Source organism: Curtobacterium sp. S6 (genome assembly GCF_000710345.2).
Classification (GTDB): Bacteria; Actinomycetota; Actinomycetes; order Actinomycetales; family Micrococcaceae; genus Rothia.
Genome location: NZ_JHEL01000015.1, coordinates 383862 through 410100, shown reverse-complemented (window position 1 = coordinate 410100; position 26239 = coordinate 383862). Strand labels below are relative to the sequence as shown.

Genomic DNA, 26239 nt, shown 5'->3' with positions numbered 1-26239 from the left:
TCCCACTCCGGAGAGGCCCTCATCCGGCCTCTAGTTGCCGGAAGCGTCCCGTGAGACGAGGTATAGCGTCTCGAATTCACCACGGGCGCCGACCGCAGGCGTGTCACGCAACGTCTCGGGGGTCATCGCCCCGTCGAGCCGGGACGTAAGGCGCCGAAACGCCTCGCGCTTGTCTGAGCCGGATACGAGGAACCAGATGCGTTCCGAACGATTGATCATGGGAAGTGTCATGGTCACGCGCTCGGGCGGCGGCTTGGGCGAGTCACTGATGCCCATGACGCCGTCGACCGAGGAGAGGATCTCTTCGCGACCCGGGAAGAGCGAGGCCAGGTGCCCGTCAGGGCCCATGCCCAGCAATGACACCATGAACCGCGGCGACGATTCTCCGGGTTGCGCGAAGGTCCTGAGTTCATCCGCATAGGCCGAGGCCGCCTCGTCCTGATGGTCGTAGTCGGTGGCCGAGCCCATGACGTGGATATTGCCGCGGGGAATCGGCCCGGCACCAAAAAACGCGTCGAAGGTCTGCTGGGCATTGCGCTCGGCGTCCCCAGCTTCCAGGAAGCGTTCGTCGGACCACCAGATATGGACCTTGTCCCACGGGACGGTATTCACCAGAGTGCTCGCGGCCACCTCGGACCAAATCCTTGTCCCCAAGGATCCACCCGTGATGCTCAAATGCACCGCGTTCCGGCCGGGAGCTTCGTCGGCCAGCAGAAGCAGGAGCCTTGCCGCCGCCGACTCGGCCACGAGATCTTTGGTCGAATATTCGTGGATCCTGGGAATGCTATGCATCGTAGACCTCGGTGTAGCGGGCGGGATCCCCGGCCGGCTCGGGGGCACTTCCCTGAGTAAATTTCACGTCGGAGGAAGCCAATCCATTCTGTAAAACGTCGCCAAAGACTTCATCAGGGTCGAGGCGTCGAAGCTCCTCCGCGAGACACTCGGAGAGCGATCGTACCGGCAACGCAATCTGCTGGTCGGCGCTGCCCGGAATCGAGAGGGTCGCGATGCTCTTACCCGGTCTGTAGATGGTGACCTCGCCATCCTCTCGGCACAGGCTGACTCTGTAGAGACCCCGGTTTTGGGGGCTCTCCTGAATCTCTACCTTGGCGCCCAGTCGGTATCCGAGCCAGGTTCCCAGCAACAGGACGGACGGCGACTTCTCCGAACCCTCCACGATCACCTTGGATACCGTGTGTGGTTCGGGATCGTCCATGACGGCGGCCAGCTGGATGCGCCAGAGTGTCAGCCTGGTCCAGGCGAGATCGGTATCGCCGGGGGCGTAGCGTTGACGCAACGCATCGAGCGCGTCCCAGGGGACCTCCGCGCGGGCCGAATCGGTAATACGACGGTGCGCGATACGTCCGATCGAGTGATCCGCGGGGCATTCAGGCAGAGAATGCGGCCACCACGCGACGATGGGGGCATCCGGCAACAGGAGAGCCGCAATCAGCGATTCGGTCGGGCGTGAAGACTCGCCCCATCCGCGGAGGATGACGATCTCGCTCGCACCCGCGTCTCCACCCATGCTGACCTCGGCATCCAGCCGGTTCTCGGCGGATTCGTCGTGCGCGATATGGACGATAATTCGGCAGGGGTGTTCGTGGCTCGCCGCGATCGCGGCATCGATGGCGTTCTTGGAGTGTCCCGTGTCCGCCATGATCACCAAGGTGAGAACCCGGCCCAACGTGCTGATGCCGGTGTCCTCGCGCATCCGCGCGAGTTCCTTGTCGATCGTGGAGCTCGTGGTGTCTTTGAGGGTCCGAATCATTATGGCCTCCTCCAGGCGCGACCGTCGCGAGCCAGCAACTGATGGGCTGACTCCGGCCCCCACGAACCGGGGGCGTATTCTTCTGGGCACATTCCGCTGTCTTCCCAGTATTTCTCGAAGGGATCCAAGATCTTCCACGACAGTTCCACTTCTTCGTGCCGGGGGAACAGCGGGGGTTCTCCTAGAAGCACGTCCAGGATCAGGCGTTCGTAGGCCTCAGGGCTGGACTCGGTAAATGAATGCCCGTAGCCGAAGTCCATGCTGACGTCGCGAAGCTCCATCTGCGTGCCCGGCACCTTCGATGCAAAACGAATCGTGACGCCTTCATCCGGCTGGATGCGAATCACAATGGCATTTTGACCGAATTCTTCGTAGGAATTCTCGCGGAACAAGAGATTGGGGGAGCGCTTGAACACGACCGCGATCTCGGTGACTCGGCGTCCGAGTCGCTTCCCTGCGCGGAGGTAGAAGGGCACCCCGGACCAGCGGCGATTGTTGATGTCCAACTTAATGGCCGCAAAGGTCTCGGTCCGGGAATCCTGGGGGATTCCCTCTTCGTCCTTGAACCCCTTGACCTCTTCGCCGCCCTGGAAACCGTCGGCGTACTGGCCGAGCGCGGAATAGCTACGTAGGTCTTCGGGAAGGGTCACCGCCGCCAGAACCTTGGCTTTTTCGTCTCGCAGATATTCGGCGTCGAAGGTGATCGGCTCTTCCATGGCGGTGAGCGCCAGCAACTGCAGGAGGTGGTTCTGGATTACGTCCCGGGCTGCGCCGACGCCTTCGTAATATCCGGCGCGGGAGCCGATGCCGATGTCCTCGGCCATCGTGATCTGGACGTGGTCAACGTAATTGGCGTTCCAGAGCGGTTCAAACATCTCATTGGCGAATCGGAGCGCCAAAATGTTCTGAACCGTCTCCTTGCCCAAATAGTGGTCAATGCGGAAGACGGAGTCCGATGGAAAGACCCCTTCGACAATCTCATTGAGTTCACGCGCGGATTCGAGGTTATGCCCGAAGGGCTTCTCAATGACGACGCGCCGCCAGCCGTTCGTATCTTCCTGATCGGCCAAACCATTCTCGGCCAGCTGGGTGCACACGGCCTCGAAGGCCTTCGGCGGGATCGACAGGTAGAATGCGTGGTTTCCGCGGGTGCCGCGTGATTCCTCCAGCTCGGCGAGCGTGTCCTTCAACCGTCGGAAGGCATCCGCGTCGTCAAATGCTCCCTGAACGAACCGGATGCCCACCGTCAACTGATTCCAGACATCTTCGCGGAAGGGCGTGCGGGCATGCGCCTCGACGGACTTGCGTACTTCCGCCCGAAAATCGTCATCGGACCAATCACGCCGTCCGAAGCCGACAAGGGCGAACATGGGAGGCAAGAGGCCCCGGTTCATGAGGTCGTAGATCGCCGGAAGCAATTTCTTACGGGCCAGATCGCCCGTGACACCGAAGAGGACGAGGGCAGATGGCCCCGCGACTCGGGTGAGGCGGCGATCCTGTGGATCGCGGAGCGAATTCGTTTCTTGGGGAGCGGACACACCAAATCCTTTGGTCGAAATATATCTCGCGGTGCCGTGGCACCGAACGTTGGTGAAACCGAGCGCGATGACCGAACATTCCCGGTCATCGCGCTCGGTTAATGTGGGTTACCGGCTCAGGGCCGAAGAAACGGTATCGAGCAGTTCCTTCCAGGAATCCTCGAACTTCTGGATGCCCTCGGTTTCGAGCTTGGCGACGACGTCGTTGTAGGACACGCCGATCTTTTCGAGGGCGTTGATCTCCGCCTCGGACTGATCGTAGGTTCCCGTGACGGTGTCCCCGGTGATCTCCGCGTGATCCGCGGTGGCCTCGAGGGTCTTCTCCGGCATGGTGTTCACGGTGTTCTCCACGCACAGACCCGTGACGTACATGGTGTCCGGGTATGCGGGATCCTTGGTGCCCGTCGAGGCCCACAACGGACGCTGGGGCGCCGCTCCGGCTTCGGCCAGACGGTTCCAGCGTTCGGTGGAGAAGGCTTCTTCATACACCTGGTAGGCCAGGCGAGCGTTGGCGAGTCCGGCTTTGCCCTTGAGCTGCTTGGCCTCTTCCGTGCCGATTCGATCCAGCTGTGCGTCAATCTCGGAATCCACACGCGAGACGAAGAACGAGGCGACCGAGTGGATCTTGCTGAGGTCGTATCCGTTCTCCAGGGCGCGTTCGAGTCCGGTCATAAAGGCGTTGATGACGGCCCGGTAGCGTTCCAAGGAGAAGATCAGGGTCACGTTGACGCTGATGCCGTGGGCCAGCGTCTCGGCGATCGGATCAAGGCCCGCCTCGGTGGCCGGGATCTTGATCATCACGTTCTCGCGACCGACGGTTTCGTGGAGACGGCGCGCCATCTCCACGGTCTCGGCGGTCTTGTGCGCCAAACGCGGGTCGACTTCGATCGACACCCGGCCGTCGACACCCTGCGACGACTCATAGATGGGCGCGAAGACATCGCAGGCATCGCGGACGTCGTCGGTGGTCACGGTGAACACCGCTTCTTCGACGTCGGCACCCGCCTGCGCGAGTTCCTTCATCTGCGCGTCGTAGGCGTCTCCCTTGGAGAGCGCCTGAGCAAAGATCGTGGGGTTGGTGGTCACGCCGACGATGTTGCGCTCACGGATCAGCTGATCGAGGTTTCCGGAGGTGAGACGTTCCCGTGAGAGGTCGTCGAGCCAAATCGAGACTCCGGCGTCGGAAAGTTTTTGGGTTGGGGTAGTCATCTGTATTTCTCCTCTTGGCGATGAAGTTCGGTGGGCGGGGCGGCGATGCTTCCGAGATCGCCGCCCCGCCCCGGGGTTAAGCCTTGGAGGCGTGGATCGACTCGAGGGCCGATTCGACGACGGCCTCCGGCGTGATGCCGAATTCCTTGTACAGGGTCTTGTAATCGGCGGAAGCGCCAAAGTGGTCCAGCGATACGGCACGACCGTAAGTACCCAGAAGGTCGTTCCACGACATCGCGGAACCGGCCTCGACGGTCACGCGCGCCATGACGCTCGCGGGGATCACCGACTCGCGGTAGGACGCGTCCTGGCGATCGAACCACTCACGGCACGGCATCGAGACGACCCGGGCGGCGATCGACTGTTGCGCCAGAGTCCTGCGTGCCTCAAGGGCCAGTTCAACCTCGGAGCCGGAGGCGATCAGGATGACATCCGGAGTGGATTCGGTATCCGCCAGGACGTATCCGCCGCGGGCCGTACCTTCGGCGGAGGCAAACTTCTCGCCTTCGGCCTCGGGGTGAAGATCCACGCGCGCGAGGGTCGGCAGGCCCTGGCGGGTCAGCGCCAGACCGGCCGGACGATCCTTCTGCTCCAGTACGGTCCGCCATGCCACGGACGTCTCGTTGGCGTCCGCCGGGCGAACGACGTCGAGATTCGGAATGGCGCGAAGCGACGAGAGCTGCTCGACGGGCTGGTGCGTGGGGCCGTCCTCACCCAGACCGATCGAGTCGTGAGTCCAGACGAAGATCGACGGGATGCCCATGAGGGCAGAGAGCCGGATCGCCGGGCGCTGATAGTCACTGAAGATCAGGAACGTCCCGCTGAACGCACGGGTCGGCGACGAGAGCACGATGCCGTTGACGATCGCCGCCGCCGCGTGTTCGCGAATGCCGAAGTGCAGGACGCGGCCGTAGGGGTCGGCCGTGAACTTCTTGGTCGACCGCGACGACGGGTTGAACGAGTCTGCGGACTCGATGGTGGTGTTATTCGAACCCGCCAGGTCGGCCGATCCGCCCCACAGCTCGGGGAAGGTCTCGGCGATGGCGTTGATGACCTTGCCGCTGGCCGCGCGTGTCGCCAGGGATTCCCCGGCCTCGAAGACCGGGAACGCCTCGCGGTAATTCTCCGGAAGCTCACCCTCGGACAAACGACGGTAAAGCTCGGCCGCCTCCGGGTTCTTTTCCTGCCACGCACGGAAGTCGGCCTCCCAGGCCTTGCGCTCTTCCTGAGCGCGCTCCTTGACGGCCCGCGTGTGGGCAAGCACCTCGTCGCTGACCTCGAAGGTCTTCTCGGGGTCGAAGCCGAGAATTTCCTTGACTGCCTTGACCTCATCCCCGCCCAATGCGGCTCCGTGGGCCGCGCCGGTGTTCTGCTTGGTGGGGGCGGGCCAACCGATAATGGTCTTCAGGGCGATCAGGGTCGGCTTGTCGGTGACCTTCTTCGCCTCACGAATTTGCTGGTAAAGCTTCTCGACATCTTCTTCATAGCCTTTGCCGCCGTTGGTCCAGTCGACCGTTCGGACATCCCAACCGTAGGCCTCGTAGCGCTTGGCGACGTCCTCGGTGAAGGCGACATCGGTGTCATCCTCAATGGAGATCTGGTTCTGGTCGTAGAACACCACAAGGTTGCCGAGTTGCTGGTGGCCCGCGAGCGACGACGCTTCCGAGGTCACGCCCTCCTGGAGGTCACCGTCGGAGGCAATCGTGTAGATCATGTGATCGAAGGGGCTGCTTCCCTCGGGGGCGTCAGGATCGAAAAGACCCCGCATCCGACGCTGGGCGTAGGCAAAGCCGACGGCCGAAGAAAGGCCTTGGCCGAGGGGGCCGGTGGTGATCTCGACACCCTTGGTGTGCTTGTACTCCGGGTGTCCCGGGGTCAGCGAGCCCCAGGTGCGGAGCGACTCGAGGTCCTTGAGCTCCAGGCCGTATCCGGAGAGGAAAAGCTGGATGTACAGGGTCAGGGACGAGTGCCCCGGGGAAAGGATGAAACGGTCGCGTCCGGCCCATCGGTCGTCCGACGGGTCGTGCCGCATAACTCGCTGCTGCAGCAGATAGGCGAGCGGGGCCAAGCTCATGGCGGTTCCGGGATGGCCGTTGCCAACCTTTTCGACGGCGTCAGCCGCCAAGACGCGGACGTTGTCCACCGCTCGGCGATCCTGATCTGTCCATTCGAGCTTGTCATTGAGGTTAGGCACGAAATTGCCCCTTTCTCCGCAGATAGGCGCGGAACACGACCGCGATCAACGTGACCGGTGTCCCGCAATTTCTATGACTCACACTATGCCAAATCGGGGGCACTCGGCAGGGGAGTGAGCCGACAGCGGAAGCCTGATACGCCACTGGGAGGGGAGAGGGAAACATCACGCGTCCAGGTAGGGACTGAGGGCCTGTTCGTTATATGATGGAGGTTGTTTTTCCATCCGATGCGCCCGGTTCAATGCCGCCTAGACCATGGGTCTCTCCGGACGGGTGAAGAACATCAATCACGAAGGGTCGATGAGTGAAGCGCCAAAGTATCAGCGAGACGTCACCTGCCGCGCATGCCGTGCATGACGGTCCGGCAGCTGATTCTTCGATGCCGGATCGGCGCGATGCGACCCGACGCCCCAAGATCGGCCTGAGGCGGAAACTCAAAGGTTTCTTCCTGCTGACCAAACCGCAGGTTATCGAGCTTCTCCTCGTGACCACTGCGCCGACGATGATTTTTGCCGCCGGTGAGTTCCCGAGCATTTGGCTTATTCTCCATACGATGATCGGCGGAGCGATGGCCGCGGGCGGCGCGGGTGCCTTTAACTGCTACATCGACCGCGAAGCCGATCGCCTCATGAAGCGCACCGAGAAGAGGCCCCTCGTCACCGGCGAGATCACGGATCGTGAGGGTCTGATTTTCGCCTGGGCCCTGTCGATCGTCGCCATCGCGTATCTGACCATCCTGGTGAACCCCTTGTCGGGGGCACTGGGGCTGGCGGCGATCCTTTTGTACGTGGTTTTCTACTCGTTGATCCTCAAGCGGCGGACGGCGCAAAATATCGTTTGGGGCGGAATCGCCGGCTGCATGCCGGTCTTCATCGGATGGGCCGCCGTCGAGAACAAGCTCAGCTTCTCGTCCCTGGTCCTTTTTGTCCTGATCTTCTTGTGGACGCCCCCGCACTATTGGCCTCTGTCTATGAAGTACGCCGAAGACTATCAACGAGCGGGAATCCCCATGCTCGGCGCCATCGCGTCGGCTAAGGCGGTATCCGTTCAGGTCGTGCTGTACGCGTGGGCCACCGTTATTTGTTCGTTGCTGCTGATCCCCGTGGGTGGCGCCGGTTGGGTCTACGGCCTGACCGCGCTCGTTTCGGGCGCTTGGTTCATTTGGAAATGCCATCGCTTGCACCAGTTGGCCCTCGCGGAGGAAGCGACCTCCCGTACCGCGATGGTCGTCTTCCACGCGTCCATCACATATCTGACCCTCGTATTCGTGGCGTTGGCCATCGATCCCTTCGTCGGAGGCCCGGTGCTCTGATCCCGGAGGGACCACAAAAAGCCGCACCCATGTGATCATGAGTGCGGCTTTTGCGTGCGGTGGTGATGCCAGAGGACCCTGAGCGTTCGCCCCTAGACGATGCCGTTGGCGTGCGCGATGTCCACTCGGCTCTCGGCGAGCTCCCGGAGGGCAGGCGTTCCCAGAACGACCATGCGTTCGAACAGGAAGGTCACGGTCGCGATCATGAGTCCGGCCCCGATGAGGTGCAACCAGACGAGGGAACCGGGTGAGCCCGTGAAGTACTGCGTGTAGCCGATCGCGCCCTGCAGCATCATGACGATCAGGATCGCGAGGGAATTCCGCGAAATCGCCGGCGCCCAGTCACGCTTCCTGGCAAGGAGGAGGGTGACCACAATGAGGACCAGAAGAAGCCACACCGGCAACGAATGAAACCTGGTCACGATCTCCGGGTTGAACGCGTGACGAGCGGAGGTCGCGTCACCGGAGTGAGGGCCCGTACCGGTCACGAGCGTTCCCATGTAAATCACGATGGTCGACAAGCAGGCGATCACGAAGCCCATGGTCCGCTGCAGGTTATCCGGGCCGGGTCGGTCGGAAAGGCGTTCGCTATCGATCACCGATCGCATGGAATATCGCCGGGCCCGCGCGTAGAAAATGGATGCCAGCGCGATCATGATCCCGGACAGCATGAAGTGCACGCCCACCAACCACGGATTCAGCTTGACCAGGACGGAAAATCCTCCCACGACGGCCTGGACGATGACGCCGAGCCCCAAGGCCAGCGCGATGTAGAAGAGGTCCGTGTAACGGCCCCTGAGGCGCCACACCGCGATGAATGTCGCGATGGCCACGATGCCGACGGCGCCGGTGAGCGTGCGATTGCCGAACTCGATGAATCCGTGGATCCCCATGGCCGGGACGTTCGTCCAGGTTTCATTGGTGCACCGAGGCCACGTGGGGCAACCGAGGCCGGACCCGGTCAGTCGGACGAGCCCGCCGGTGACCACGAGCAAGAGATTGACCAGTACTGAGGCCAGGCCCAGAAACCGAACCCACCCGGTGACGTTGAGCGGGATCAATCGATCCTTCGGGGACCGCGACATGGCCGGGGCGGACGTGGACATTCTGAATACCTCAAATATCTGGAGACAACGCTAGTCGTCACTCATTATCCGTCGCCGGCGTGCCGATATGCGAACCGGTGGATGGTGGCTATGACCACTTGAACCATCGTTTGGCGGCATAGCCGGCAACGACGATCCACAGGATGAGCACCAGGTGGGGCCACCAGTCAAAATACTGGGCCGCCAGGTCCGCACGCAGCGCATCTCCCAGGGCACCGGACGGGAGCAGTGACACCAGCCAGCCGACGACGCCGGGGAAGTGATGCGCGGGAAACAGGGAGCCCCCGACCGCGGCCAGAACCACCCAGAGGGTGTTGACCATCGCCAGAGTCGCCTCCGCACGCACGGTGCCCGCGACCAGCATGCCGACCGCCGTGAAGGCAGCGGCACCGAGCACCAGGCTTGGAAGAGACAAGAGGACGCCGGCTGCCTCCGGTTGCCATCCCAGGCAGAGGCCGACGATGCCGATGACGATGTACTGAATCGCCACGATGGTCAGGACGGCAAGACCTTTGCCCGCGATCAAACCACCGCGCCCCAGCGGGGTCGTCGACAAAAACCGAAGCACCCCGTAGCGCCGGTCGAATCCCGTGGCGATGCCCTGCCCCGAGAGGGCGGTGGACATGGCGCACAAGGCCAGGACGCCCGGCATCGCGATATCCAGCCGACCGACATCCTCGGCTCGGGCGTAGTCATCGAGAAAAGCCGTGAAGGCCAAGGCGAAAAGCGCCATGAGCGGGAAGAGTATCAGCAGCATGAGCTGCTCGCCGTTCTTGAGCATCGCAACGGTCTCGTAGCGACCCTGACGGAAAATCCGGGTTGCACCGGGCGCGGCCGCGTGAGTCTGCTGGTCTTGCACGGTCGAGGGGCCTTCCTGATGCATCTGGTCGGTCGTGTTGCTCATCGAATACTTCTCCCCGAGACGTCGAGGAAGAGATCTTCCAGGCTACGAGGCTTCAAGTCGAAACTGGATGGAAGCTCGTCCCATGATTTCCAGAGCTCGGCCAGCCGGACGAGGTGGTCGGGCGTCAAGGGGCCGGTCAGCTCATACGCCCCGCCCCGCTCTTCGCGCAATTCGAGCCCGTTACCCAAGGACTCCGAGAAGAGATCGGCTATGGACAGCCCCTGAGCGGAGACGGTGAAACGGAGGGTTTGCCCGTTGTAACCGGTCGACAAGAGCTCCTCGACGCGCCCTTCGACGACGTTGCGCCCGCCATCGACGATATAGACGTAGTCGGCCAAGCGCTGCGCATCGTCCATCAGGTGGGTGGTCAGGACGATGCCGGTCCCTTCGTCGCGAAGCTCACGAATCAGGTCGAAGACGACTCGTCGAGATTGCGGGTCGAGCCCCGCCGACGGCTCGTCGAGAAACAGCACTTCCGGGTCGCCGACCAACGCGGCGGCCATGGCAACACGCTGGCGTTGCCCGCCGGACAACCGGCGAATCGCGGTCCGGTCAAAGGTGTCGATGCCCAATCGGTGAATCAACCCGTCGAGGTCGAGGGGGTTCTGATACATCGAGGCGACGTGCTTCAGCAGAGGAATGGGGCGGATGGCCTGGGGGAGCCCGCCTTCCTGGAGCATGATCCCGACCCGTGCCCGGAGGCTCGGGCCCGCTTCGGCAGGATCTTGGCCTAGGAGCCGCACGCGTCCCGCGGTGGGGCGGATCAGCCCCTGAGCGCACGCAAGGGTTGTGGATTTACCGGCTCCGTTGGCTCCGAGCACCGCCGTGACTTCGCCGCGACGAGCTCGCAGGCTGATCCCGTCGACGGCCGTGACGGTCCCCGCGGGACTTCCCGTGGCTGAGTTGCGCCGGGGCCCGCGAGCGACGGGGAATTCCTTACGCAAGTCGTCAACGACAACGGCGGCTTCGCTCACGAACGCTCGAGTTCCGCGTTCCTCATCTCGTAAAACTGGCACTGTCACAGTCTACGATGACCCGACGTTGGCAGAGGCATTGTATTGCGGTGCGGTCCCGCCGCGGGCAAGGTGGGCCTTACTGGATAGGGCGGAATAAATTAGGACATACTTTAGTTATGTATTCCATGAAGCACGCTACCCCGACCAAGGGTGCCTCGCCGCAGGGAGGTGCCGAGACCGAAGAACGAACCCGGGATCGGGTCCTGCAGGGCGTACTGGCCCACGGTCCGGTTTCCGCGGCTGACTTGGGACGCAATTTGGGTCTGACACCAGCCGCCATCCGCAGGCACCTCGAGGCCCTAGAAAAGGAACAGTTCATCGAAGTTACCGTCGTGCGCAAGCGCGGCGGTGGCGCCGGGCGCCCCGCTCGTCGATACGTCATCGCCCCTCAGGGACATGCCGAGCTCGGCAATGACTATCTCGATATCGCGATTGATTCCCTGCACACCATCAAGGAAACATTGGGGGAGGAAGCTCTTCGTGAGTTTGCCCACCGGCGTTTCGAAGAGATGGAACGCAGGTACAGGCCGATCGTCGAGGCGGCAGGTCCCGATATGTCCGACCGGGCCCAGGCGCTCGGTGACGCCATGACCCGTGACGGCTTTGTGGCTAGCACTTCCGTGATGGCCATGGGCAAGGCGGCCCGCACGGTCGAGCTGCCGGAACACCTGCTCTCTAGCATTCAGTTGTGCCAAGGTCACTGCCCGGTCCGTGACCTTGCCCAAGAATTTCCCGAGTTCTGTGATGAAGAGACTCGTCTCATCGCATCCCTTCTGGGGGTCGATGTTCGGCGTCTCTCCACGATGGCCGGGGGAGCTCACGTCTGCACCACACACATCCCATTGGCTCGCGGGACACAGCAAGCCACCGCCCCATCCCAGGGGAAGCGACACTCAGTAAGGAAAGGTCTCAATGACTGAACAAGTTGAGCGCAATGCCGACGGCAACGTCATTTCCGATGTTCTGGAAAGGAACCCTGAGCTCGAAGGGATCGGCACCTACCAATACGGTTGGTACGATTCCGACGACGCCGGGCAGTCCGCCAAACGCGGTCTGAACGAAGACGTTGTTCGTGACATCTCCGCCAAAAAGGATGAGCCGGAATGGATGCTTAACCTTCGCCTGAAGGCTCTTAAGTTCTTTGACCGTAAACCGATGCCGACGTGGGGCGCGGACCTTAACGGGATCGATTTCGACAACATTAAGTACTTCGTGCGCTCGACCGAGCGCCAGGCGGAATCGTGGGAAGACCTCCCCGAGGACATCCGCAATACGTACGAAAAGCTCGGAATCCCCGAGGCCGAGCGGAATCGCCTCGTGGCCGGCGTGGCCGCCCAGTACGAATCCGAAGTGGTGTACCACCAGATTCGCGAGGACCTGGAGCGCCAGGGCGTCATCTTCATGGACACCGACACGGCGCTCAAGGAGCACCCCGAATTCTTCGAAGAGTACTTCGGAACCGTGATTCCCGTCGGTGATAATAAATTCGCGGCGCTGAACACGGCGGTGTGGTCGGGCGGATCGTTCGTTTACGTCCCGCCGGGAGTCCACGTCGAGATCCCGTTGCAGGCCTATTTCCGTATCAACACGGAGAATATGGGCCAGTTCGAGCGAACCCTGATCATCGCGGACGAGGACTCCTACGTTCACTACATCGAGGGTTGCACCGCGCCGATCTACAAGTCCGATTCGCTGCACTCGGCGGTCGTGGAGATCGTGTGCAAGAAGAACGCTCGAGTTCGTTACACGACGATCCAGAACTGGTCGAATAACGTCTACAACCTCGTGACGAAGCGCGCCATCGCTCACGAAGGCGCCACCATGGAGTGGATCGACGGAAACATCGGTTCCAAGGTCACCCAGAAGTACCCCGCGGTCTACATGGTCGGGGAGCACGCCAAGGGCGAGACCCTCTCCATCGCCTTTGCCGGCGAGGGTCAGCACCAGGACACGGGATCGAAGATGGTGCACATCGCACCGAACACCTCGAGCTCGATCGTCTCCAAGTCGGTCGCCCGCTCCGGAGGACGCGCCGCGTATCGGGGACTCGTCCAAGTTCGTGAGGGTGCCAAGCATTCCAAGAACAACGTGGTCTGTGACGCGTTGCTCGTGGACACGATCTCGCGCTCGGACACCTATCCGTACATTGATATCCGCGAGGACGAGGTGACGCTCGGTCACGAGGCGACGGTTTCGCGCGTTTCCGAAGAGCAGCTGTTTTACCTTCAGCAACGCGGACTTCCCGAAGACGAAGCCATGGCGATGATCGTTCGTGGATTCGTGGAACCAATTGCTCGCGAGCTCCCCATGGAATATGCGCTGGAGCTCAACCGTCTTATCGAACTCCAGATGGAAGGATCCGTAGGCTAAAATATGACTGATCAGATCAAACAGGAGCAATCTCAGGCTTCCGAGAAGGTCGACGGCGTCCACATCGGCGGGTCACGCCCGGCCATTCCGGGTATGGACCAGGAAGGCGAGAAGCTGTCTCCGGACCTTGCCAGCGACGACACGATCCGGGCGCGCAAGTCCGAGAACGCCGGCAACGACGGATCCCAGGTCATGCACTCCCGCGCCGAAAGGCCCTGGAGCTTCGACGTCGCCGACTTCTCGTTGCCCAATGGCCGCGAGGAAGAATGGCGGTTCACCCCGATCAAGAAGATCGCGAGCCTCTTCGAGGACGCCGCGACCGACGTCGTGGATGGGCGTCCCGCGGTGAGCGTTTCCTTCGACGGGCCCGAGTCCTGGATCGCCGGACACCTGGCACAGGGCGAAGCGCCTCGCGATACCGTGTTGCGGCCCGCAGATCGCGCGGCCGTCGTCGGCTCCGCGAATGCGCCGGAAGCCCTGCACGTCTTGGTGCCGGAAAACGAAGAACGCCGCGAGCCGGTGACCGTCCGCGTGGAGGGGCATGACGCTTCCGCACGCTCGAACGGTCACCTGGTGATCGAGGCCGGCGCCAATTCGCACAGCACCGTCGTGGTCGACCATTCCGGCTCGACGCGGCACAACGGAAACGTGGAGATCATCGTCGGCCAGGGCGCGACCCTGACCGTTGTCTCGTTGCAGCGTTGGCAGGACGACACCCTGCACGTTGGCCAGCACGACGCCGAGGTCGGCAAGGACGCGCATTACAAGCACATCAACGTGACTCTGGGCGGTAGCGTCGTTCGGTTGAACTCCAACGTGCGCTTCTCGGACGAGGGCGGCAACGCCCAGTTGTTCGGGCTGTACTTCGCGGACGCGGGTCAGCATCTCGAGCACCGTTCGTTCGTCGACCATAACGCCCCGCGCAACACGTCCAACGTGCTTTACAAGGGGACGCTTCAGGGCGAAGACGCACACACCGTGTGGGTGGGTGACGTCCTGATCCAGAAGGCGGCCGAAGGCACCGACAGCTACGAGAAGAACCAGAACCTCGTCTTGACCGACGGGGCGCGCGCGGACTCGGTTCCCAACCTCGAGATCGAGACCGGGATCATCGAGGGCGCCGGCCACGCGTCGACCACGGGCCAATTGGATGCGGAACATCTCTGGTACCTCATGGCCCGAGGAATTCCCGAAAAGCAGGCCCGCCGACTCGTCGTGCGCGGGTTCCTCTACGAGATCATCCAGCAGATCCGCGTGCCCGAGCTTGAGGAGTCCCTGATGGACGCCCTTGAAGACGAACTGGCGATCAGCGACAACTAAGTGCCGGCAGGCAACCGAAGAACTTTATTCACTTCAGAGGAGAATTCATGTCCACTCTTGAGATCAAGGATCTGCACGTCTCGGTCATCCTCGATGACGAAAACACCAAGCCGATCCTCAAAGGCGTCAACCTGACGATCAACTCCGGCGAGATTCACGCCATCATGGGCCCCAACGGCTCGGGCAAGTCGACGCTGGCGTCCACCATCGCCGGTCATCCCAAGTACACCATCGATTCCGGGTCCATCCTGCTGGACGGTGAAGACGTCTCGCAGATGTCCGTCGATGAGCGGGCCCGTGCGGGCCTCTTCTTGGCCATGCAGTACCCGGTCGAAATCCCGGGTGTGACCATGTCCAACTTCCTTCGCTCCGCGAAGACCGCCGTGGATGGGGAGGCACCCGCCCTGCGTACCTGGACCAAGGACGTCAAGGCGGCCATGAACGAGCTGAAGATCGATCCCGACTTCGTGACCCGTAACGTCAACGAGGGCTTCTCGGGTGGCGAGAAGAAGCGTCACGAGATCCTGCAGTTGGAACTCCTCAAGCCGAAATTCGGAATTCTTGATGAGACCGACTCCGGCCTGGACATCGACGCCCTTCAGGTGGTGTCGGAAGGCGTGAACCGCGCCCACGCCGCCAACGACATGGGCGTCATGCTCATCACCCACTACACGCGTATCCTCCGCTACATCAAGCCCGATTTCGTCCACGTTTTCGTCGACGGCCACGTCGCCGACCAGGGCGGCCCGGAGCTGGCCAATCGTCTGGAAGAGGAGGGCTACGTCGGATACCTGCAGGGGGCTAAGGCATGAGCGAAGCAACCACCGAGAAGCCGGCGGGGCGCCCCTCGGAGCAAGAGATCGAGGATGCCCTCGCTAACGTCATCGACCCCGAGCTCGGCGTCAATATCGTGGATCTCGGCCTGCTCTATGGCACCCGCTGGGACGACGACGGCTCGTTGATCATGGACATGACCTTGACGACCGCGGCCTGCCCCTTGCAGGACGTCATCGAGGAGCAGGTCGCGCAAAACCTGGAACCCGTGGTCGACGAATGGCACGTCAACTGGGTCTGGATGCCGCCGTGGGGTCCGGAACGGATCACCGAGGACGGTCGCGACCAGATGCGGGCCCTGGGCTTTAACATCTGATTCGACGGTATACGCCACGATGAGGCCGGTGCGGCTCCGAGAGGAGCCGCACCGGCCTCATCGTCGTTAAGCCCTCAACGCCCTCGCCTACAGGCCGATCGGCGAGTTGTCCCGTTTCCAGGCGACGACCGTGGCCGGCCTGGCAAGGCTGCTCCCGCCGTCCGGCCAATGGGACGACGAAGATTCGACGGTGGCCGTGTCATCTTCGCCGGGATGCTGGACGTTGACCAGAACCCGACGGCCCTGAACGATGGGGCCACAGGTTTCGGCGCCGTTGGGAACCGTGAGGAACTGTTTTGTCAGCCCGCGGGTTGGTCCCTCGAGGGATACACCGAAGAGACCATCGTTGGACTCCAGGGCGTTGCCGTCCGTCGAGATCCAGAGGTTCCCGTGGGGATCGAAGGCCACGTTATCGGGGCACGAAATGGGGGAGACGCTGTTCTTGTCGAAGCCCCCGAAGTAGGTCTCGGCCGCCTGGGGATCCCCGCAGACCAGCAAGAGATTCCACGAAAAGACGGTGCCGGTGTGGTCATCGTCCATTTCCAGGACCAGACCGTTCTTATTTTCCTTGATCGGAGCGTACTCCGCCGTGGGAGCGTCGTGTTTGCCGGGCCGGCCCGCGCCCCGATAGGAATTATTTGTCAAGGCGGCGTAAACCTTACCCGTCGTGGGGCTGGTTTGAATGTCTTCCGGCCGGTCCATCTTGGTGGCTCCGGCCTTATCGCCCGCGATCCGGGTGAACACCAGAACCTCTTCTCCGGTCATCCCGGGGATGTGGGAAGTGACCGAGCCGTCGGGGTTGCTCGTCGCGAGTTTGTGCCAAGCGCCGTGACCGTCGAAAGCGCCGTCTTCGGGCAGCCGCCCCTCCGTGAAGTCCTCGGAATTTCCTTCGAATGATGCGACGTAGAGGGTCCCCTCGTCCAGAGCCTTCATGTTCTCGGCGATCGCCCAGCGGCTGCCGCCCTCCACGATCCTTCGGGACGAGACGAATTTATAGATGTACTCAAAGCGAGAATCGTCCCCGGAGTAGGCGACGATCCTGCCGTCGTCGGCGACGTGGATGGTTGCGGCCTCGTGCTTGAACCTCCCCATGGCGGTGTGCTTGACCGGGGTTGAGGAGGGGTCCCAGGGGTTGATCTCGATCACGTAATTAAACCGATGGGCCTCGTGAGGTTCCAGGCTGAGATCGAAGCGGCGGTCGAATCGCTCCCAGTGACGCACGGTCTCGGAATCCTCCATGCCGTAACGCTTATAACGCTCTTTCGCCTCGTCGCCCGAGACCTGCCCGCCACCGGCGAAGTACTGATCGACGTTCTCTTCTCCGGAGAGGATCGTTCCCCACGGGGTGACCCCGCCGGCGCAGTTTCCCAGGGTTCCGAGCACGGTTGAACCACGGGGATCCTTGCCTGTTCTCAGCAGGTCGCTACCGGCGGCCGGTCCCGTGAGTGTGAACGGGGTCGTGGCCGTGATCCGCCGGTTGTACGGGCCCATCACAGGGGTCAGGCTTCCGTCGCGATCGTTGCCTTGGACCTCGAGCACCGACAAGCCATGAGAGGCCCACTCGATGCGGACCTCGTCTTCGGTGGGATTCTCGGGGTCGTAGCCCGGAAGCATCTGCTGAGGGGTGGTGTACTCGTGATTGCACACGAACAGATAGCGATTCTCCGACTCGTCGAGGGGCAGCAGCGCGGCAAAGTCCGGGTTGAATCCGAACTGAACGGCCGCGGTCTCCGGTGTTTGCCGGTCAAGTTTCCATTCGGGTGCACCCGGTACGACCGGATCTCCCCACCGCACCACGACCTGGCTCGTGTAGCCGGAGGGGACGACGACGGCGTCTTTGGTGTTCGGAGCGACGGCCTCGAAGCGGAGACCCTCGGGAGTGTTGGCTCCCGGGGCCGGCGGGGGACCGGCAGGTACCCCGGCGTGAGCTGCGTCCTGGGCCTGGGCGGACAACACCCCGGAGCCGGCGACCGTCAGCGCGGCGGCGCCGATGCCTTTCAGCACCGACCGGCGATCGAATTCCCGGCGCACAACGTCGCGGAAGTATTCGTTGCTCGAGGTGTTCGACACGGGTCGGGAGCAGGCGTCCCCGCATTTATAAACGCAAGTCCGGTGAGATCGGCTCGATGTGAAATTCAACAACGGAAGTAATTTACGGCCTTGAGGAGACAAGATTCCTCCTAGTCAGGTGCGATGCACGGGTTTCGGTATTTGGTGTCCCTAGCCACAGTGGAAACGTATGCGGCGCGCATTTCTGGCACCGAGAACTCGACTTAACCCGACACCAACGTCGGGTAAACCAGATGTCGTGACAATCCCTACCCGGCAAATATCTTTCGCTGTGATCGTCATCCTTGCAGGGTCCCGTAGAATGGAAAGGATGCCGTGTTCGGCGCCCTGTCGGCGCGAACATCGATCGCACAAGTCACCGCATGACGCACCCTGATCCGTCCGAAAGGTCGATACTCTCCCTTGATTACCGTTTCAAACCTCGAACTGCGCGCAGGCGCTCGTCTCCTCATGGACGAGGTCAATTTCCGAGTGAATCGGGGAGACAAAGTAGGTCTGGTGGGCCGCAACGGTGCAGGCAAGACCACCATGACCAAGGTGCTGGCCGGCCAAGCGCTGCCGGCCAATGGCGAGGTGACCCACTCGGGAACCATCGGATACCTGCCTCAGGATCCAAAGGTCGAGGACATGGAACAGACCGCGCGCGACCGAATCTTCTCGGCCCGCGGGCTCGCCGGTGTGGTCGGGCGCATGCGTCAGGCCCAGGAGGACATGGCCTCGGAGGATCCGGCCGTGCAGGCGAAAGGCATGCGCTCCTACGACCGCCTCGAAGCGGAATTCATTTCGGGTGGCGGCTACGCTGCCGAATCCGAGGCCGCGACGATCACGCACAACCTGGACTTGCCCGAGCGCCTCTTGTCGCAGCCTCTCCGGACGCTGTCGGGCGGTCAGCGCCGACGCGTCGAACTCGCCCGCATCCTGTTCTCGGATGCCGACACGATGCTATTGGACGAGCCGACCAACCACTTGGACGCGGACTCGGTCGACTGGCTTCGCGAATTTCTGCGCAATTACCAGGGTGGGCTCTTGGTGATCAGCCACGACGTCGAGCTCATGGAGCTTGTGGTGAACAAGGTGCTTTACCTGGACGCGATCCGTTGCGTCGTGGACGTCTACAACATGGACTGGAAGCACTACCTTCAACAGCGCGAACAGGACGAGCATCGTCGCAAGCGCGAGCGGGCCAATGCCGAAAAGAAGGCCGGCGCCCTCATGGATCAGGCCAATAAAATGCGGGCCAAAGCGACCAAGGCGGTCGCTGCCCAGCAGATGATCAAACGCGCCGAGCGCCTGATGCGCGAGGTCGAGCCCGAGCAGGCCAAGGATAAGGTCGCCGCCATCCGGTTCCCCGCCCCGGCCGCGTGCGGCAAGACGCCGTTGCGGGCGAGCGGGCTGTCCAAGTCGTATGGGTCCTTGGAGATTTTCACCGATGTGGATTTGGCGATCGACCGCGGGACCCGGGTCGTCGTGTTGGGCCTCAACGGTGCCGGTAAGACGACCCTGTTGCGGATGTTGGCCGGTGTGTCCTCGCCCGATTCGGGGCAGGTGGAACCGGGGCACGGGCTCAAACTGGGATATTTCGCCCAGGAACATGACACGTTGGATCCGGAACGGTCGGTTCTAGAGAACATGCGGACCGCGGCCCCGGATCTCCAGGACACGCAGGTGCGGACGATCTTGGGTTCCTTCCTTTTCCAAGGAGACGACGTCAGCAAGCCCGCCGGCGTTCTCTCCGGTGGCGAAAAGACCCGGCTCGCGCTGGCGACGCTGGTGGCCTCGAGCGCCAACGTCTTGCTCCTGGATGAGCCGACCAATAACTTGGATCCGGCCAGCCGCGAGGAAATCCTCAACGCTCTCAAGACGTACGAAGGCGCCATCGTGATGGTTTCTCACGATGAAGGCGCCGTGGAGGCCCTCGACCCGGAGCGTGTCTTGATGTTGCCGGACGGCATCGAGGATCACTGGAATAAGGAGTACCAGGACCTCATCACCCTCGCCTGAGCCGCCAGCGCCGCGCGGAGCCCTCGGGTCAACCGAGGCCGGTCGACACGGTCACCGCGTCGGCCGGTGGGGGCCCGAGGCGTCGACCTCGGCGTCCTCAATCTCCTCGGCGGTGGGCCGTTTCCGCGTCTTCTGCGGCTTGGGACGCACGATGGCCTTCATGTGCGACGGCATATCGTCGATCATTTCCATTTGCCGCAGCACGATCGACTCGTCGATATCGCCGATGTACCGGCCCTCGGCGTCGTAGAAACGTCCGTAGTATTCCTCGAGCTCGGCCGCGAGCTGGGCGTCCAATCTGTCGTTACGGACCTTCTGCCGCGCGCACCAACCGTAGGCGACGAACACCAGGACGGAGAAGGCGTACCACTGCATCGAATAGGAGAGGTTGGGGCCGGCGTCCTGCTCGGGCTCGCTGAGCCTCGACGGAGACGACGCGGGGGCCGGATCTTCCGAGTCCACGATGCCGTATCCCGATTGCGCCACGGGGTAATCGAGCTGGTGGCCATAACTTTTCAGATCAATCGAGGCGATCTGTCCCGCGGGCGCGTCTTTGCCGGTGTCGGCTTCTCCCGCCTGCAGCCGAGCCACGACGGTCACCGGCCCCTCAGGCGGCGGGGGAACCTGCGAGGCGGGCGTGGCGTTCGAATCTCCCGCCGAAACCCAACCGCGGTCGACGATCACGGTGGATCCCTGTGTCGTCGTAAAGGGAACGAGAACTTCGAATCCGACGCTTCCGTCGTGGGGCCGGTTGCGCACCAATCGCTGATCTTTTGGATGGTAGCTTCCCGTCATGGAGATCGGGGTCCACTGCTTTTCCTGCTGATAGTCCTCGAAATAGTGTCCGGCCTCCGCAAAGGGCACCGGTGTGGCGTTGTAGTTCTGGCTGATTCGGCTATTTCGGTAGTCGAGCGCTTCCTTGCGGTCCATCTGCCAGCCCGCGAGGTAGACGCAGAGCAGAGAAAACAGAATGCACAGACCGAATGCACCGATCCATTTGCCGGAAAGCAGGAATTTATACACGCAGAACCTTTTCGTGTGCCTCGAGATGTGACGAGATCAGCCGCGGTCGTCGATGGGAAGGACATCCTTGAGGAACCCTCGCGCGCCGAGGAAGTCCGCGAGAAATACGCGATGCTCCGAGCACGCCAGCCATACTTTACGCCTATCGGGTGTGTGGACGGACGGGTTATTCCACTCGAGCCGGAATGTGGCCGGCTCCGAGCAACCGCGTCGGGAACAGATCGGTTGCTCCGGTCCGTCGGGTGACCCCATCAGGTCGCGCAGATCCATCGAGACCTCCCTTCCTCGTGGCACGTGGGGGACACGAACCTATTCTTGCGGCTTCTCATCGTTGCGGCCGTGATGACCCGGGCGGAATTCACCGTCGATCACCTCATCCTCGGGGGCCTCGGTGCTTCCGTGAGTTTCCGCACCCGCGGATCCGTCCTGGGTTCCGGGGCGTGAATCGGCGTCGTAGGTTTCACCCGGAATCAGCTCCCGCGGCTGTCGGCCCGGGTCGTAGGAGACGTCGCGCACCTCGGCGTGGTCATTTCCGTTGGCCAACACCACGGCGACCCATGGAAGGACCACGACGCCAACGACGGCGATCCAGCGAATCCATCCGTCGAAGGCCACCGCGACGATGAGGCACACGATGCGTAGCCCCATCTGAAGGGCGTACCGCTTCATGCGATGGTCGATGCCTTCGCTATGGGGAGCTTGAGCACCGGTAATGGTGTGGACGTCCGATGATTCATGGTGAGCCTGGTGGCCGTCGCGTGACATTGTCGGTCCCTCCTCCCGGGTTCGTGATGTTGAGGACCGCATAGTCCTTCATTGTCTCACTTCGGACGATACCCGCGTGGGAAGATCGTCGCCGCCCACGCTGGGCCTCGGCTGCGCCTCGGATAGGATGACAGACTGAATACCTCATCAGGAGAACGGTCCGCGCGACCGGATACAGCCGAAAGGTGATCATGTCAGCACTTCCCTCGACCATCGAGGCCGATCAAGACGTTCAGCCCCGTACTGTCCTCGTGACCGGTGGAAACCGAGGAATCGGGCGATCCATTGCGGAGGCCTACAAGGCGCAAGGCCACCGAGTATGCGTGACCTACCGTTCGGGCGAGGCGCCCGAGGGGTTTTTCGCGGTCAAGGCCGACGTCACCGATTCCGCATCGGTGGACCGTGCGTTTCAGGAGATCGAGGCCGAATTCGGTCCCGTCGAGATCCTCGTGGCGAACGCCGGCATGACCAAAGACACCCTCTTGCTGCGCATGAAGGAGTCGGATTTTACCGACGTCGTCGACACCAACCTCACCGGTGCGTTCCGCGTGGTTCAGCGTGCCGCCAAGGGGTTCATGCGCAAGAAGTTCGGCCGGGTCGTGCTGATCTCCTCGGTCGTGGGCCTGTACGGCTCGCCCGGCCAGATCAACTACTCGGCGTCCAAAGCCGGGCTTGTGGGCATCGCCAGGTCGCTCACGCGTGAGCTAGGCGCCCGCAATGTGACGGCCAACGTGGTCGCCCCGGGGTTCATCGACACCGATATGACCGACGTCTTGCCCGAAGAGACCCAGGCAAAATATTTGGACACGATCCCCGCCCACCGTTTCGGCCAGCCCGAGGACGTGGCCCGAGTCGTGCGGTGGTTGACCAGCGATGAGGCTGCGTACATCAGCGGCGCGGTGATCCCGGTCGATGGCGGCCTGGGCATGGGGCACTAATCTTCACCGACCTTTGCCGCTCGCGCCACCGCGCCGGCGGCTTAACTATCAATCACGCGTTCTCCGGGCGACCGGGGGACGACCAGAAAGGACAGCATGGGCTCGCTCGAGAATAAATCCGCTATTGTCACCGGCTCCTCGCGAGGAGTCGGGGCGGACACCGCCAAAATCCTCGCCGCCGAGGGCGCCGGGGTAGTCATCAATTACCGACAGAAGGCTCCCCGGGCCAATAAGGTCGTCAAGACCATCGAAGAGGCCGGCGGTCGCGCCGTGGCGGTCGGGGCAGACATCACCAACCATGACGATGTCCAGAAGCTCGTCGATACCGCGGTGACCAACTTTGGTGGGCTCGATATCCTCGTCCTCAACGCATCCGGCGGCATGGAGTCGGACCTGGGGGAGGACTACGCGCTCCGGCTCAACCGAGACGCCCAGCTGGACCTTTTGCGGACCGCGGCGGCCTCGATGAATGAAGGGGCACGCGTGGTGTTCGTGACATCGCACCAAGCGCACTTCATCAACGATGTCGAAACGATGCCCGAATACGAGGCCGTGGCGCGATCCAAGCGCGCCGGCGAAGATGCTCTGACCGCCGAGATCCCCGAACTGCGTGAGAAGGGGATTTCCCTCGTCGTGGTCTCGGGAGACATGATCGAGGGGACCGTGACGGCGACCTTGCTGAACCGCGTGCGCCCGGGCACCCTCGATGAACGACGCGCAGAAGCGGGGAAGCTTTATTCGGTCGAAGAATTCGCGCAGGAAGTTGCCAAGATGGTCACCGCCGACGTCGACACGGGCCACATCGAGCTCGTGGGCGGCGCGAAGGGCTTCGTGAACTAAGGCCTGTTCCTCAACCGATCAGGGCGTGTCATGGTGGTGTCCATGACACGCCCTGATGCGTGAGAGTGGGTTTTTAGACGCCGATGAGGTGCCGGACGGCGTCCAACCGGGGAAAATTGATCTGCGATTCGGCGACGTTCCGAAGCGCCGGCTTGGCGTTATAGGCCACACCCAAGCCGGCTCGATCGAGCATCAGCGTGTCGTTGGCGCCGTCACCCACGGCCAGGACGTGCGAGGGCTTGACCCCGAATTTTTTGGCCCATTCCTTGAGGGAATCTTGTTTGATCTGGCCGGTGACGATGGTCCCGCGGACCGAACCGGTCAGCCTGTCGTCCCTGATCTCCAGGTCGTTGGCTCGCGTGCACTCGATATCCAGTTGACGGGCGATTGGCTCGAGGATCTTGATGAAGCCGCCCGAGACGACGCACACGGGGTAGTTCTGCGCGTGAAAGGCATCGACCAGTTGGCGCGCCCCGGGGTTGAGCACCAATGATCGCGCGACCCTGCGCAAGATCCCCACGTGCTGCCCCTTCAGGGTGGCGACGCGCTGGATGAGAGACTCCGAGAAGTCGAGACGGCCCTGCATGGCCTGGGCGGTTACCTCCGCCACCTCCTGACGCACGCCCGCCAGGGCGGCAAGGTCGTCGATCGCCTCGCCATCCAGCAGCGTCGAATCGGCGTCCATCACGAGCATGCGCTTTTGCTCCCGCATGACGCCGGGGTCGATCACGTTGATGTCGTAGCCTCCCGCCGCCCGTTCCAAGGGATCCGGCCGTAAGGACCGCCGGAGTTCCACGACATCGTGGGGCCAACGAACGGTCAGTGTCACGACGCTGTATTGAGGCCCGCCGCGTTGGGGAGCGCGACGCCCGTCCGCACGCACCTCGGCGATTGCGGGCACCGAATAGTCGATGCCGCTGAGAATCTTTGCGCCGACTTGCTCGACGTAGTGGTAGAGACTCTGGTGTCGGTCGCTCGCGGTGCCCTCCATGAGGGCCACGATTCGCAGGTTTTTGCTCATAATGACCATCCTAAGGATCCGATACCTTCGTTCCCAGGTGTGACCGTTAGCTCGCCGTGGAGTGTCTCGGCTAGGTCGTTGGGGGAGACGTGGCTTAAAGTCGAGGTATGAGTGCTGTTTTGGAGCTAGTCAACGTCTCTGTGGTCCGGGGACAGGGCCAACGATTGATCGATGGAATCACCTGGAGCGTGCAGGAAGGTGAACGGTGGGCCATTTTGGGCCCGAACGGTGCGGGAAAATCGACCCTCATGAGCGTCTGCGCCGCCCGCCTCCATCCGACCTCCGGAATGGTCGACATCCTGGACGAGATCTTGGGGGCGGTCGACGTCTTCGAGTTGAGGCCCCGCATCGGCGTGACCTCGGGGGCCATCGCGTCCCAGATTCCCCCGGCGGAGCGGGTTCGCGACGTCGTCGTGACGGCCGCGTACGGCGTGACGGGGCGCTGGCGCGAAGGCTACGACGACATGGACCACGCGCGTGCCAACGAATTGCTTGATCAATGGGGCGTCGCGCACCTCGCGGACCGTACCTTTGGCTCGCTGTCCGACGGTGAGCGCAAGAGGGTGCTCACGGCGCGGGCCCTCATGACCGATCCGGAGCTCATGATTCTCGACGAGCCCGGCGCAGGAATGGACATCGCGGGTCGGGAGGACCTCGTGGCGCGCCTGACCGATCTCGCGAGGGATCCGGAGGCCCCCACGACGTTGCTGGTCACGCACCATCTCGAAGAGCTTCCCCAGGGGCTGACGCATCTGCTGCTCCTCAGCCACGGCAAGATCGTGGCCCAGGGTCCGATCGACGACGTGCTGACCTCCGAGAATCTCACCGAGGCCTATGAGATGCCGCTCAAGCTGTCGAAGATCGACGGCCGATACACGGCGTTCTCCGCTCGCTAATGTCTTTTCTGGAGATATGCATCATTTTGGTGGCCGGCCTGTGGGCCGGAGCCATTAACACGATCGTCGGATCCGGAACACTCGTGACGTTTCCGGTCCTCGTCTCGATGGGCGTACCGCCGGTGACCGCCACGATCTCGAATGCGATGGGTCTCATCGCCGGCAATTTCACCGGCGCCTGGGGATATCGAAAAGAGCTCAAGGGACTTGAGACGACCCTGTGGAAACTCGTGCCGTGTTCACTGGTCGGCGGCATTCTGGGTGCCTATCTCTTGTTGCACTTGCCGGCGAGCGTTTTTGAGTCCATCAGCCCCGTCCTCATCGGCATAGCCCTCCTTTTCGTGATCTTTCAGCCCAAGTTGCAGGCGGTGGTCCGCAAGCGGCGGGAGGGCAAATCCATCACCCCGGCCGACGGCGATCACCAGCCGCCCATCCTGTATGCCCTGGTGTTTTTCGCCGGCGTCTACGGAGGCTATTTCGTCGCGGCGCAGGGCGTGTTGCTCCTGGGCATCCTCGGGGTCTTTCTGCTGGCCTCGTTGCAGGGAGCCAACGCGATCAAGACGGTCCTGGTCGCCGCGGTCAACCTGATCGCCGGGATTTCCTACGTGCTCTTCGCGTTCGACCGCATCGACTGGTGGGTCGTGTTGCTGATCGCCATCAGCTCGACCATCGGATCCTGGGTCGGGGCCAAGATCGGACGGCGCATGAAGCCGGCCGTCCTGCGCACCATCATCGTGATTCTCGGTCTGGCGGCGATCGTCAAGATGGTCTTCCTGGACTGACTCGGCCCACTG

At 62.6% G+C, this 26239-nt stretch carries 24 protein-coding genes; 11 read left to right on the top strand and 13 right to left on the bottom strand.

Annotation, left to right across the window (positions count from 1 at the left end; all coding sequences use genetic code 11):
* Nucleotides 1–30: 30 nt before the first annotated feature.
* From pgl to tkt, 5 genes are all read right to left on the bottom strand, one after another.
* Nucleotides 31–792, bottom strand: coding sequence for a 6-phosphogluconolactonase (gene pgl / locus CURSPS6_RS04075; protein ID WP_030014331.1), 762 nt, complete (start codon nt 790–792; stop codon nt 31–33).
* A complete protein-coding gene (locus CURSPS6_RS04070) occupies nt 785–1771 on the bottom strand; it encodes a glucose-6-phosphate dehydrogenase assembly protein OpcA (protein WP_030014330.1) in 987 nt (328 codons plus the stop codon). Before CURSPS6_RS04070 ends, pgl begins: the two co-directional genes overlap by 8 nt.
* Entirely contained in the window at nt 1771–3309 is a 1539-nt protein-coding gene (zwf, locus tag CURSPS6_RS04065; protein ID WP_030014329.1) for a glucose-6-phosphate dehydrogenase, read from the bottom strand. Before zwf ends, CURSPS6_RS04070 begins: the two co-directional genes overlap by 1 nt.
* 108 nt (nt 3310–3417) lie before the next feature.
* Nucleotides 3418–4518, bottom strand: coding sequence for a transaldolase (gene tal / locus CURSPS6_RS04060; protein WP_030014327.1), 1101 nt, complete (start codon nt 4516–4518; stop codon nt 3418–3420).
* Between the two features lie 76 nt (nt 4519–4594).
* A complete protein-coding gene (gene tkt, locus CURSPS6_RS04055) occupies nt 4595–6712 on the bottom strand; it encodes a transketolase (RefSeq protein ID WP_030014326.1) in 2118 nt (705 codons plus the stop codon).
* Nucleotides 6713–7092: 380 nt separating this feature from the next.
* Here tkt and CURSPS6_RS04050 point away from each other — a divergent pair, with 380 nt between their 5' ends.
* Nucleotides 7093–8025: a heme o synthase gene (locus CURSPS6_RS04050; RefSeq protein WP_051687613.1), complete on the top strand. Its 933-nt coding sequence runs from the start codon at nt 7093–7095 to the stop codon at nt 8023–8025.
* Between the two features lie 92 nt (nt 8026–8117).
* Here the strand turns inward: CURSPS6_RS04050 and CURSPS6_RS04045 are convergent, their stop codons facing one another.
* The 3 genes from CURSPS6_RS04045 to CURSPS6_RS04035 all read right to left on the bottom strand — a co-directional run bounded on the left by CURSPS6_RS04045 (nt 8118) and on the right by CURSPS6_RS04035 (nt 11051).
* Entirely contained in the window at nt 8118–9131 is a 1014-nt protein-coding gene (locus tag CURSPS6_RS04045) for a COX15/CtaA family protein (RefSeq protein ID WP_030014323.1), read from the bottom strand.
* Between the two features lie 88 nt (nt 9132–9219).
* Nucleotides 9220–10035 carry an ABC transporter permease gene (locus CURSPS6_RS04040; protein ID WP_082470050.1) on the bottom strand — a complete coding sequence of 272 codons (816 nt, stop codon included), beginning with the start codon at nt 10033–10035 and terminating at the stop codon, nt 9220–9222.
* Nucleotides 10032–11051 carry an ABC transporter ATP-binding protein gene (locus tag CURSPS6_RS04035; RefSeq protein WP_416371657.1) on the bottom strand — a complete coding sequence of 340 codons (1020 nt, stop codon included), beginning with the start codon at nt 11049–11051 and terminating at the stop codon, nt 10032–10034. Before CURSPS6_RS04035 ends, CURSPS6_RS04040 begins: the two co-directional genes overlap by 4 nt.
* A gap of 116 nt (nt 11052–11167) precedes the next feature.
* Between CURSPS6_RS04035 and CURSPS6_RS04030 the strand changes: the two genes are divergently transcribed.
* From CURSPS6_RS04030 to CURSPS6_RS04010, 5 genes are all read left to right on the top strand, one after another.
* Entirely contained in the window at nt 11168–11971 is an 804-nt protein-coding gene (locus tag CURSPS6_RS04030) for an HTH domain-containing protein (protein WP_051687612.1), read from the top strand.
* On the top strand, nt 11964–13421 hold the full coding sequence (sufB, locus tag CURSPS6_RS04025) for a Fe-S cluster assembly protein SufB (protein WP_030014319.1): 1458 nt from the start codon (nt 11964–11966) through the stop codon (nt 13419–13421). Before CURSPS6_RS04030 ends, sufB begins: the two co-directional genes overlap by 8 nt.
* A 93-nt stretch (nt 13422–13514) precedes the next feature.
* Entirely contained in the window at nt 13515–14741 is a 1227-nt protein-coding gene (sufD, locus tag CURSPS6_RS04020; protein ID WP_416371669.1) for a Fe-S cluster assembly protein SufD, read from the top strand.
* A 47-nt stretch (nt 14742–14788) separates the two neighbouring features.
* Nucleotides 14789–15553: a Fe-S cluster assembly ATPase SufC gene (gene sufC / locus CURSPS6_RS04015; protein WP_030014317.1), complete on the top strand. Its 765-nt coding sequence runs from the start codon at nt 14789–14791 to the stop codon at nt 15551–15553.
* On the top strand, nt 15550–15891 hold the full coding sequence (locus CURSPS6_RS04010) for a metal-sulfur cluster assembly factor (RefSeq protein ID WP_030014315.1): 342 nt from the start codon (nt 15550–15552) through the stop codon (nt 15889–15891). Before sufC ends, CURSPS6_RS04010 begins: the two co-directional genes overlap by 4 nt.
* An 87-nt stretch (nt 15892–15978) precedes the next feature.
* On the opposite strand, the gene CURSPS6_RS04005 is transcribed toward CURSPS6_RS04010, so the two are convergent.
* Nucleotides 15979–17961: a PhoX family protein gene (locus tag CURSPS6_RS04005; RefSeq protein ID WP_235503667.1), complete on the bottom strand. Its 1983-nt coding sequence runs from the start codon at nt 17959–17961 to the stop codon at nt 15979–15981.
* Nucleotides 17962–18363: 402 nt separating this feature from the next.
* On the opposite strand from CURSPS6_RS04005, the gene CURSPS6_RS04000 reads away from it, so the two are divergent.
* Nucleotides 18364–19962 (top strand): ABC-F family ATP-binding cassette domain-containing protein, encoded by a 1599-nt coding sequence (locus tag CURSPS6_RS04000; protein WP_030014313.1) that lies wholly within the window; start codon nt 18364–18366, stop codon nt 19960–19962.
* Between the two features lie 51 nt (nt 19963–20013).
* Here CURSPS6_RS04000 and CURSPS6_RS03995 read toward each other — a convergent pair whose 3' ends face one another.
* From CURSPS6_RS03995 to CURSPS6_RS03985, 3 genes are read right to left on the bottom strand one after another with little or no spacing between them, the layout of a single operon-like run.
* Nucleotides 20014–20985: an SURF1 family protein gene (locus CURSPS6_RS03995; RefSeq protein WP_030014311.1), complete on the bottom strand. Its 972-nt coding sequence runs from the start codon at nt 20983–20985 to the stop codon at nt 20014–20016.
* Nucleotides 20986–21021: 36 nt separating this feature from the next.
* Nucleotides 21022–21255: a hypothetical protein gene (locus CURSPS6_RS03990; RefSeq protein WP_200910826.1), complete on the bottom strand. Its 234-nt coding sequence runs from the start codon at nt 21253–21255 to the stop codon at nt 21022–21024.
* Nucleotides 21256–21294: 39 nt separating this feature from the next.
* Nucleotides 21295–21750, bottom strand: coding sequence for a DUF3099 domain-containing protein (locus CURSPS6_RS03985; RefSeq protein WP_051687611.1), 456 nt, complete (start codon nt 21748–21750; stop codon nt 21295–21297).
* Between the two features lie 191 nt (nt 21751–21941).
* On the opposite strand from CURSPS6_RS03985, the gene CURSPS6_RS03980 reads away from it, so the two are divergent.
* Together CURSPS6_RS03980 and CURSPS6_RS03975 are read left to right on the top strand one after the other, a co-directional pair.
* Nucleotides 21942–22688, top strand: coding sequence for a beta-ketoacyl-ACP reductase (locus tag CURSPS6_RS03980; RefSeq protein ID WP_030014307.1), 747 nt, complete (start codon nt 21942–21944; stop codon nt 22686–22688).
* A 96-nt stretch (nt 22689–22784) separates the two neighbouring features.
* Nucleotides 22785–23528, top strand: coding sequence for an SDR family oxidoreductase (locus CURSPS6_RS03975; protein ID WP_030014305.1), 744 nt, complete (start codon nt 22785–22787; stop codon nt 23526–23528).
* Nucleotides 23529–23601: 73 nt separating this feature from the next.
* Here CURSPS6_RS03975 and serB read toward each other — a convergent pair whose 3' ends face one another.
* Nucleotides 23602–24549 (bottom strand): phosphoserine phosphatase SerB, encoded by a 948-nt coding sequence (gene serB / locus CURSPS6_RS03970; protein WP_160319772.1) that lies wholly within the window; start codon nt 24547–24549, stop codon nt 23602–23604.
* Between the two features lie 107 nt (nt 24550–24656).
* Between serB and CURSPS6_RS03965 the strand changes: the two genes are divergently transcribed.
* Both CURSPS6_RS03965 and CURSPS6_RS03960 read left to right on the top strand, forming a co-directional pair.
* A complete protein-coding gene (locus tag CURSPS6_RS03965) occupies nt 24657–25445 on the top strand; it encodes an ABC transporter ATP-binding protein (protein ID WP_030014303.1) in 789 nt (262 codons plus the stop codon).
* Entirely contained in the window at nt 25445–26227 is a 783-nt protein-coding gene (locus CURSPS6_RS03960) for a sulfite exporter TauE/SafE family protein (protein ID WP_030014301.1), read from the top strand. Before CURSPS6_RS03965 ends, CURSPS6_RS03960 begins: the two co-directional genes overlap by 1 nt.
* Nucleotides 26228–26239 lie beyond the last annotated feature (12 nt).

What these genes read in the sequence shown, in the direction of transcription:
- tal (WP_030014327.1), bottom strand. Translation starts at nt 4,518, where the DNA reads ATGACTACCCCAACCCAAAAACTTTCCGACGCCGGAGTCTCGATTTGG.
- CURSPS6_RS03960 (WP_030014301.1), top strand. Translation starts at nt 25,445, where the DNA reads ATGTCTTTTCTGGAGATATGCATCATTTTGGTGGCCGGCCTGTGGGCC.
- CURSPS6_RS03990 (WP_200910826.1), bottom strand. Translation starts at nt 21,255, where the DNA reads ATGGATCTGCGCGACCTGATGGGGTCACCCGACGGACCGGAGCAACCG.
- CURSPS6_RS03975 (WP_030014305.1), top strand. Translation starts at nt 22,785, where the DNA reads ATGGGCTCGCTCGAGAATAAATCCGCTATTGTCACCGGCTCCTCGCGA.
- CURSPS6_RS04030 (WP_051687612.1), top strand. Translation starts at nt 11,168, where the DNA reads ATGTATTCCATGAAGCACGCTACCCCGACCAAGGGTGCCTCGCCGCAG.
- CURSPS6_RS03985 (WP_051687611.1), bottom strand. Translation starts at nt 21,750, where the DNA reads ATGTCACGCGACGGCCACCAGGCTCACCATGAATCATCGGACGTCCAC.
- CURSPS6_RS04045 (WP_030014323.1), bottom strand. Translation starts at nt 9,131, where the DNA reads ATGTCCACGTCCGCCCCGGCCATGTCGCGGTCCCCGAAGGATCGATTG.
- pgl (WP_030014331.1), bottom strand. Translation starts at nt 792, where the DNA reads ATGCATAGCATTCCCAGGATCCACGAATATTCGACCAAAGATCTCGTG.
- sufC (WP_030014317.1), top strand. Translation starts at nt 14,789, where the DNA reads ATGTCCACTCTTGAGATCAAGGATCTGCACGTCTCGGTCATCCTCGAT.
- CURSPS6_RS03965 (WP_030014303.1), top strand. Translation starts at nt 24,657, where the DNA reads ATGAGTGCTGTTTTGGAGCTAGTCAACGTCTCTGTGGTCCGGGGACAG.
- CURSPS6_RS04040 (WP_082470050.1), bottom strand. Translation starts at nt 10,035, where the DNA reads ATGAGCAACACGACCGACCAGATGCATCAGGAAGGCCCCTCGACCGTG.
- sufB (WP_030014319.1), top strand. Translation starts at nt 11,964, where the DNA reads ATGACTGAACAAGTTGAGCGCAATGCCGACGGCAACGTCATTTCCGAT.
- sufD (WP_416371669.1), top strand. Translation starts at nt 13,515, where the DNA reads ATGGACCAGGAAGGCGAGAAGCTGTCTCCGGACCTTGCCAGCGACGAC.
- CURSPS6_RS04010 (WP_030014315.1), top strand. Translation starts at nt 15,550, where the DNA reads ATGAGCGAAGCAACCACCGAGAAGCCGGCGGGGCGCCCCTCGGAGCAA.
- CURSPS6_RS04050 (WP_051687613.1), top strand. Translation starts at nt 7,093, where the DNA reads ATGCCGGATCGGCGCGATGCGACCCGACGCCCCAAGATCGGCCTGAGG.
- CURSPS6_RS03980 (WP_030014307.1), top strand. Translation starts at nt 21,942, where the DNA reads ATGTCAGCACTTCCCTCGACCATCGAGGCCGATCAAGACGTTCAGCCC.
- CURSPS6_RS04070 (WP_030014330.1), bottom strand. Translation starts at nt 1,771, where the DNA reads ATGATTCGGACCCTCAAAGACACCACGAGCTCCACGATCGACAAGGAA.
- serB (WP_160319772.1), bottom strand. Translation starts at nt 24,549, where the DNA reads ATGAGCAAAAACCTGCGAATCGTGGCCCTCATGGAGGGCACCGCGAGC.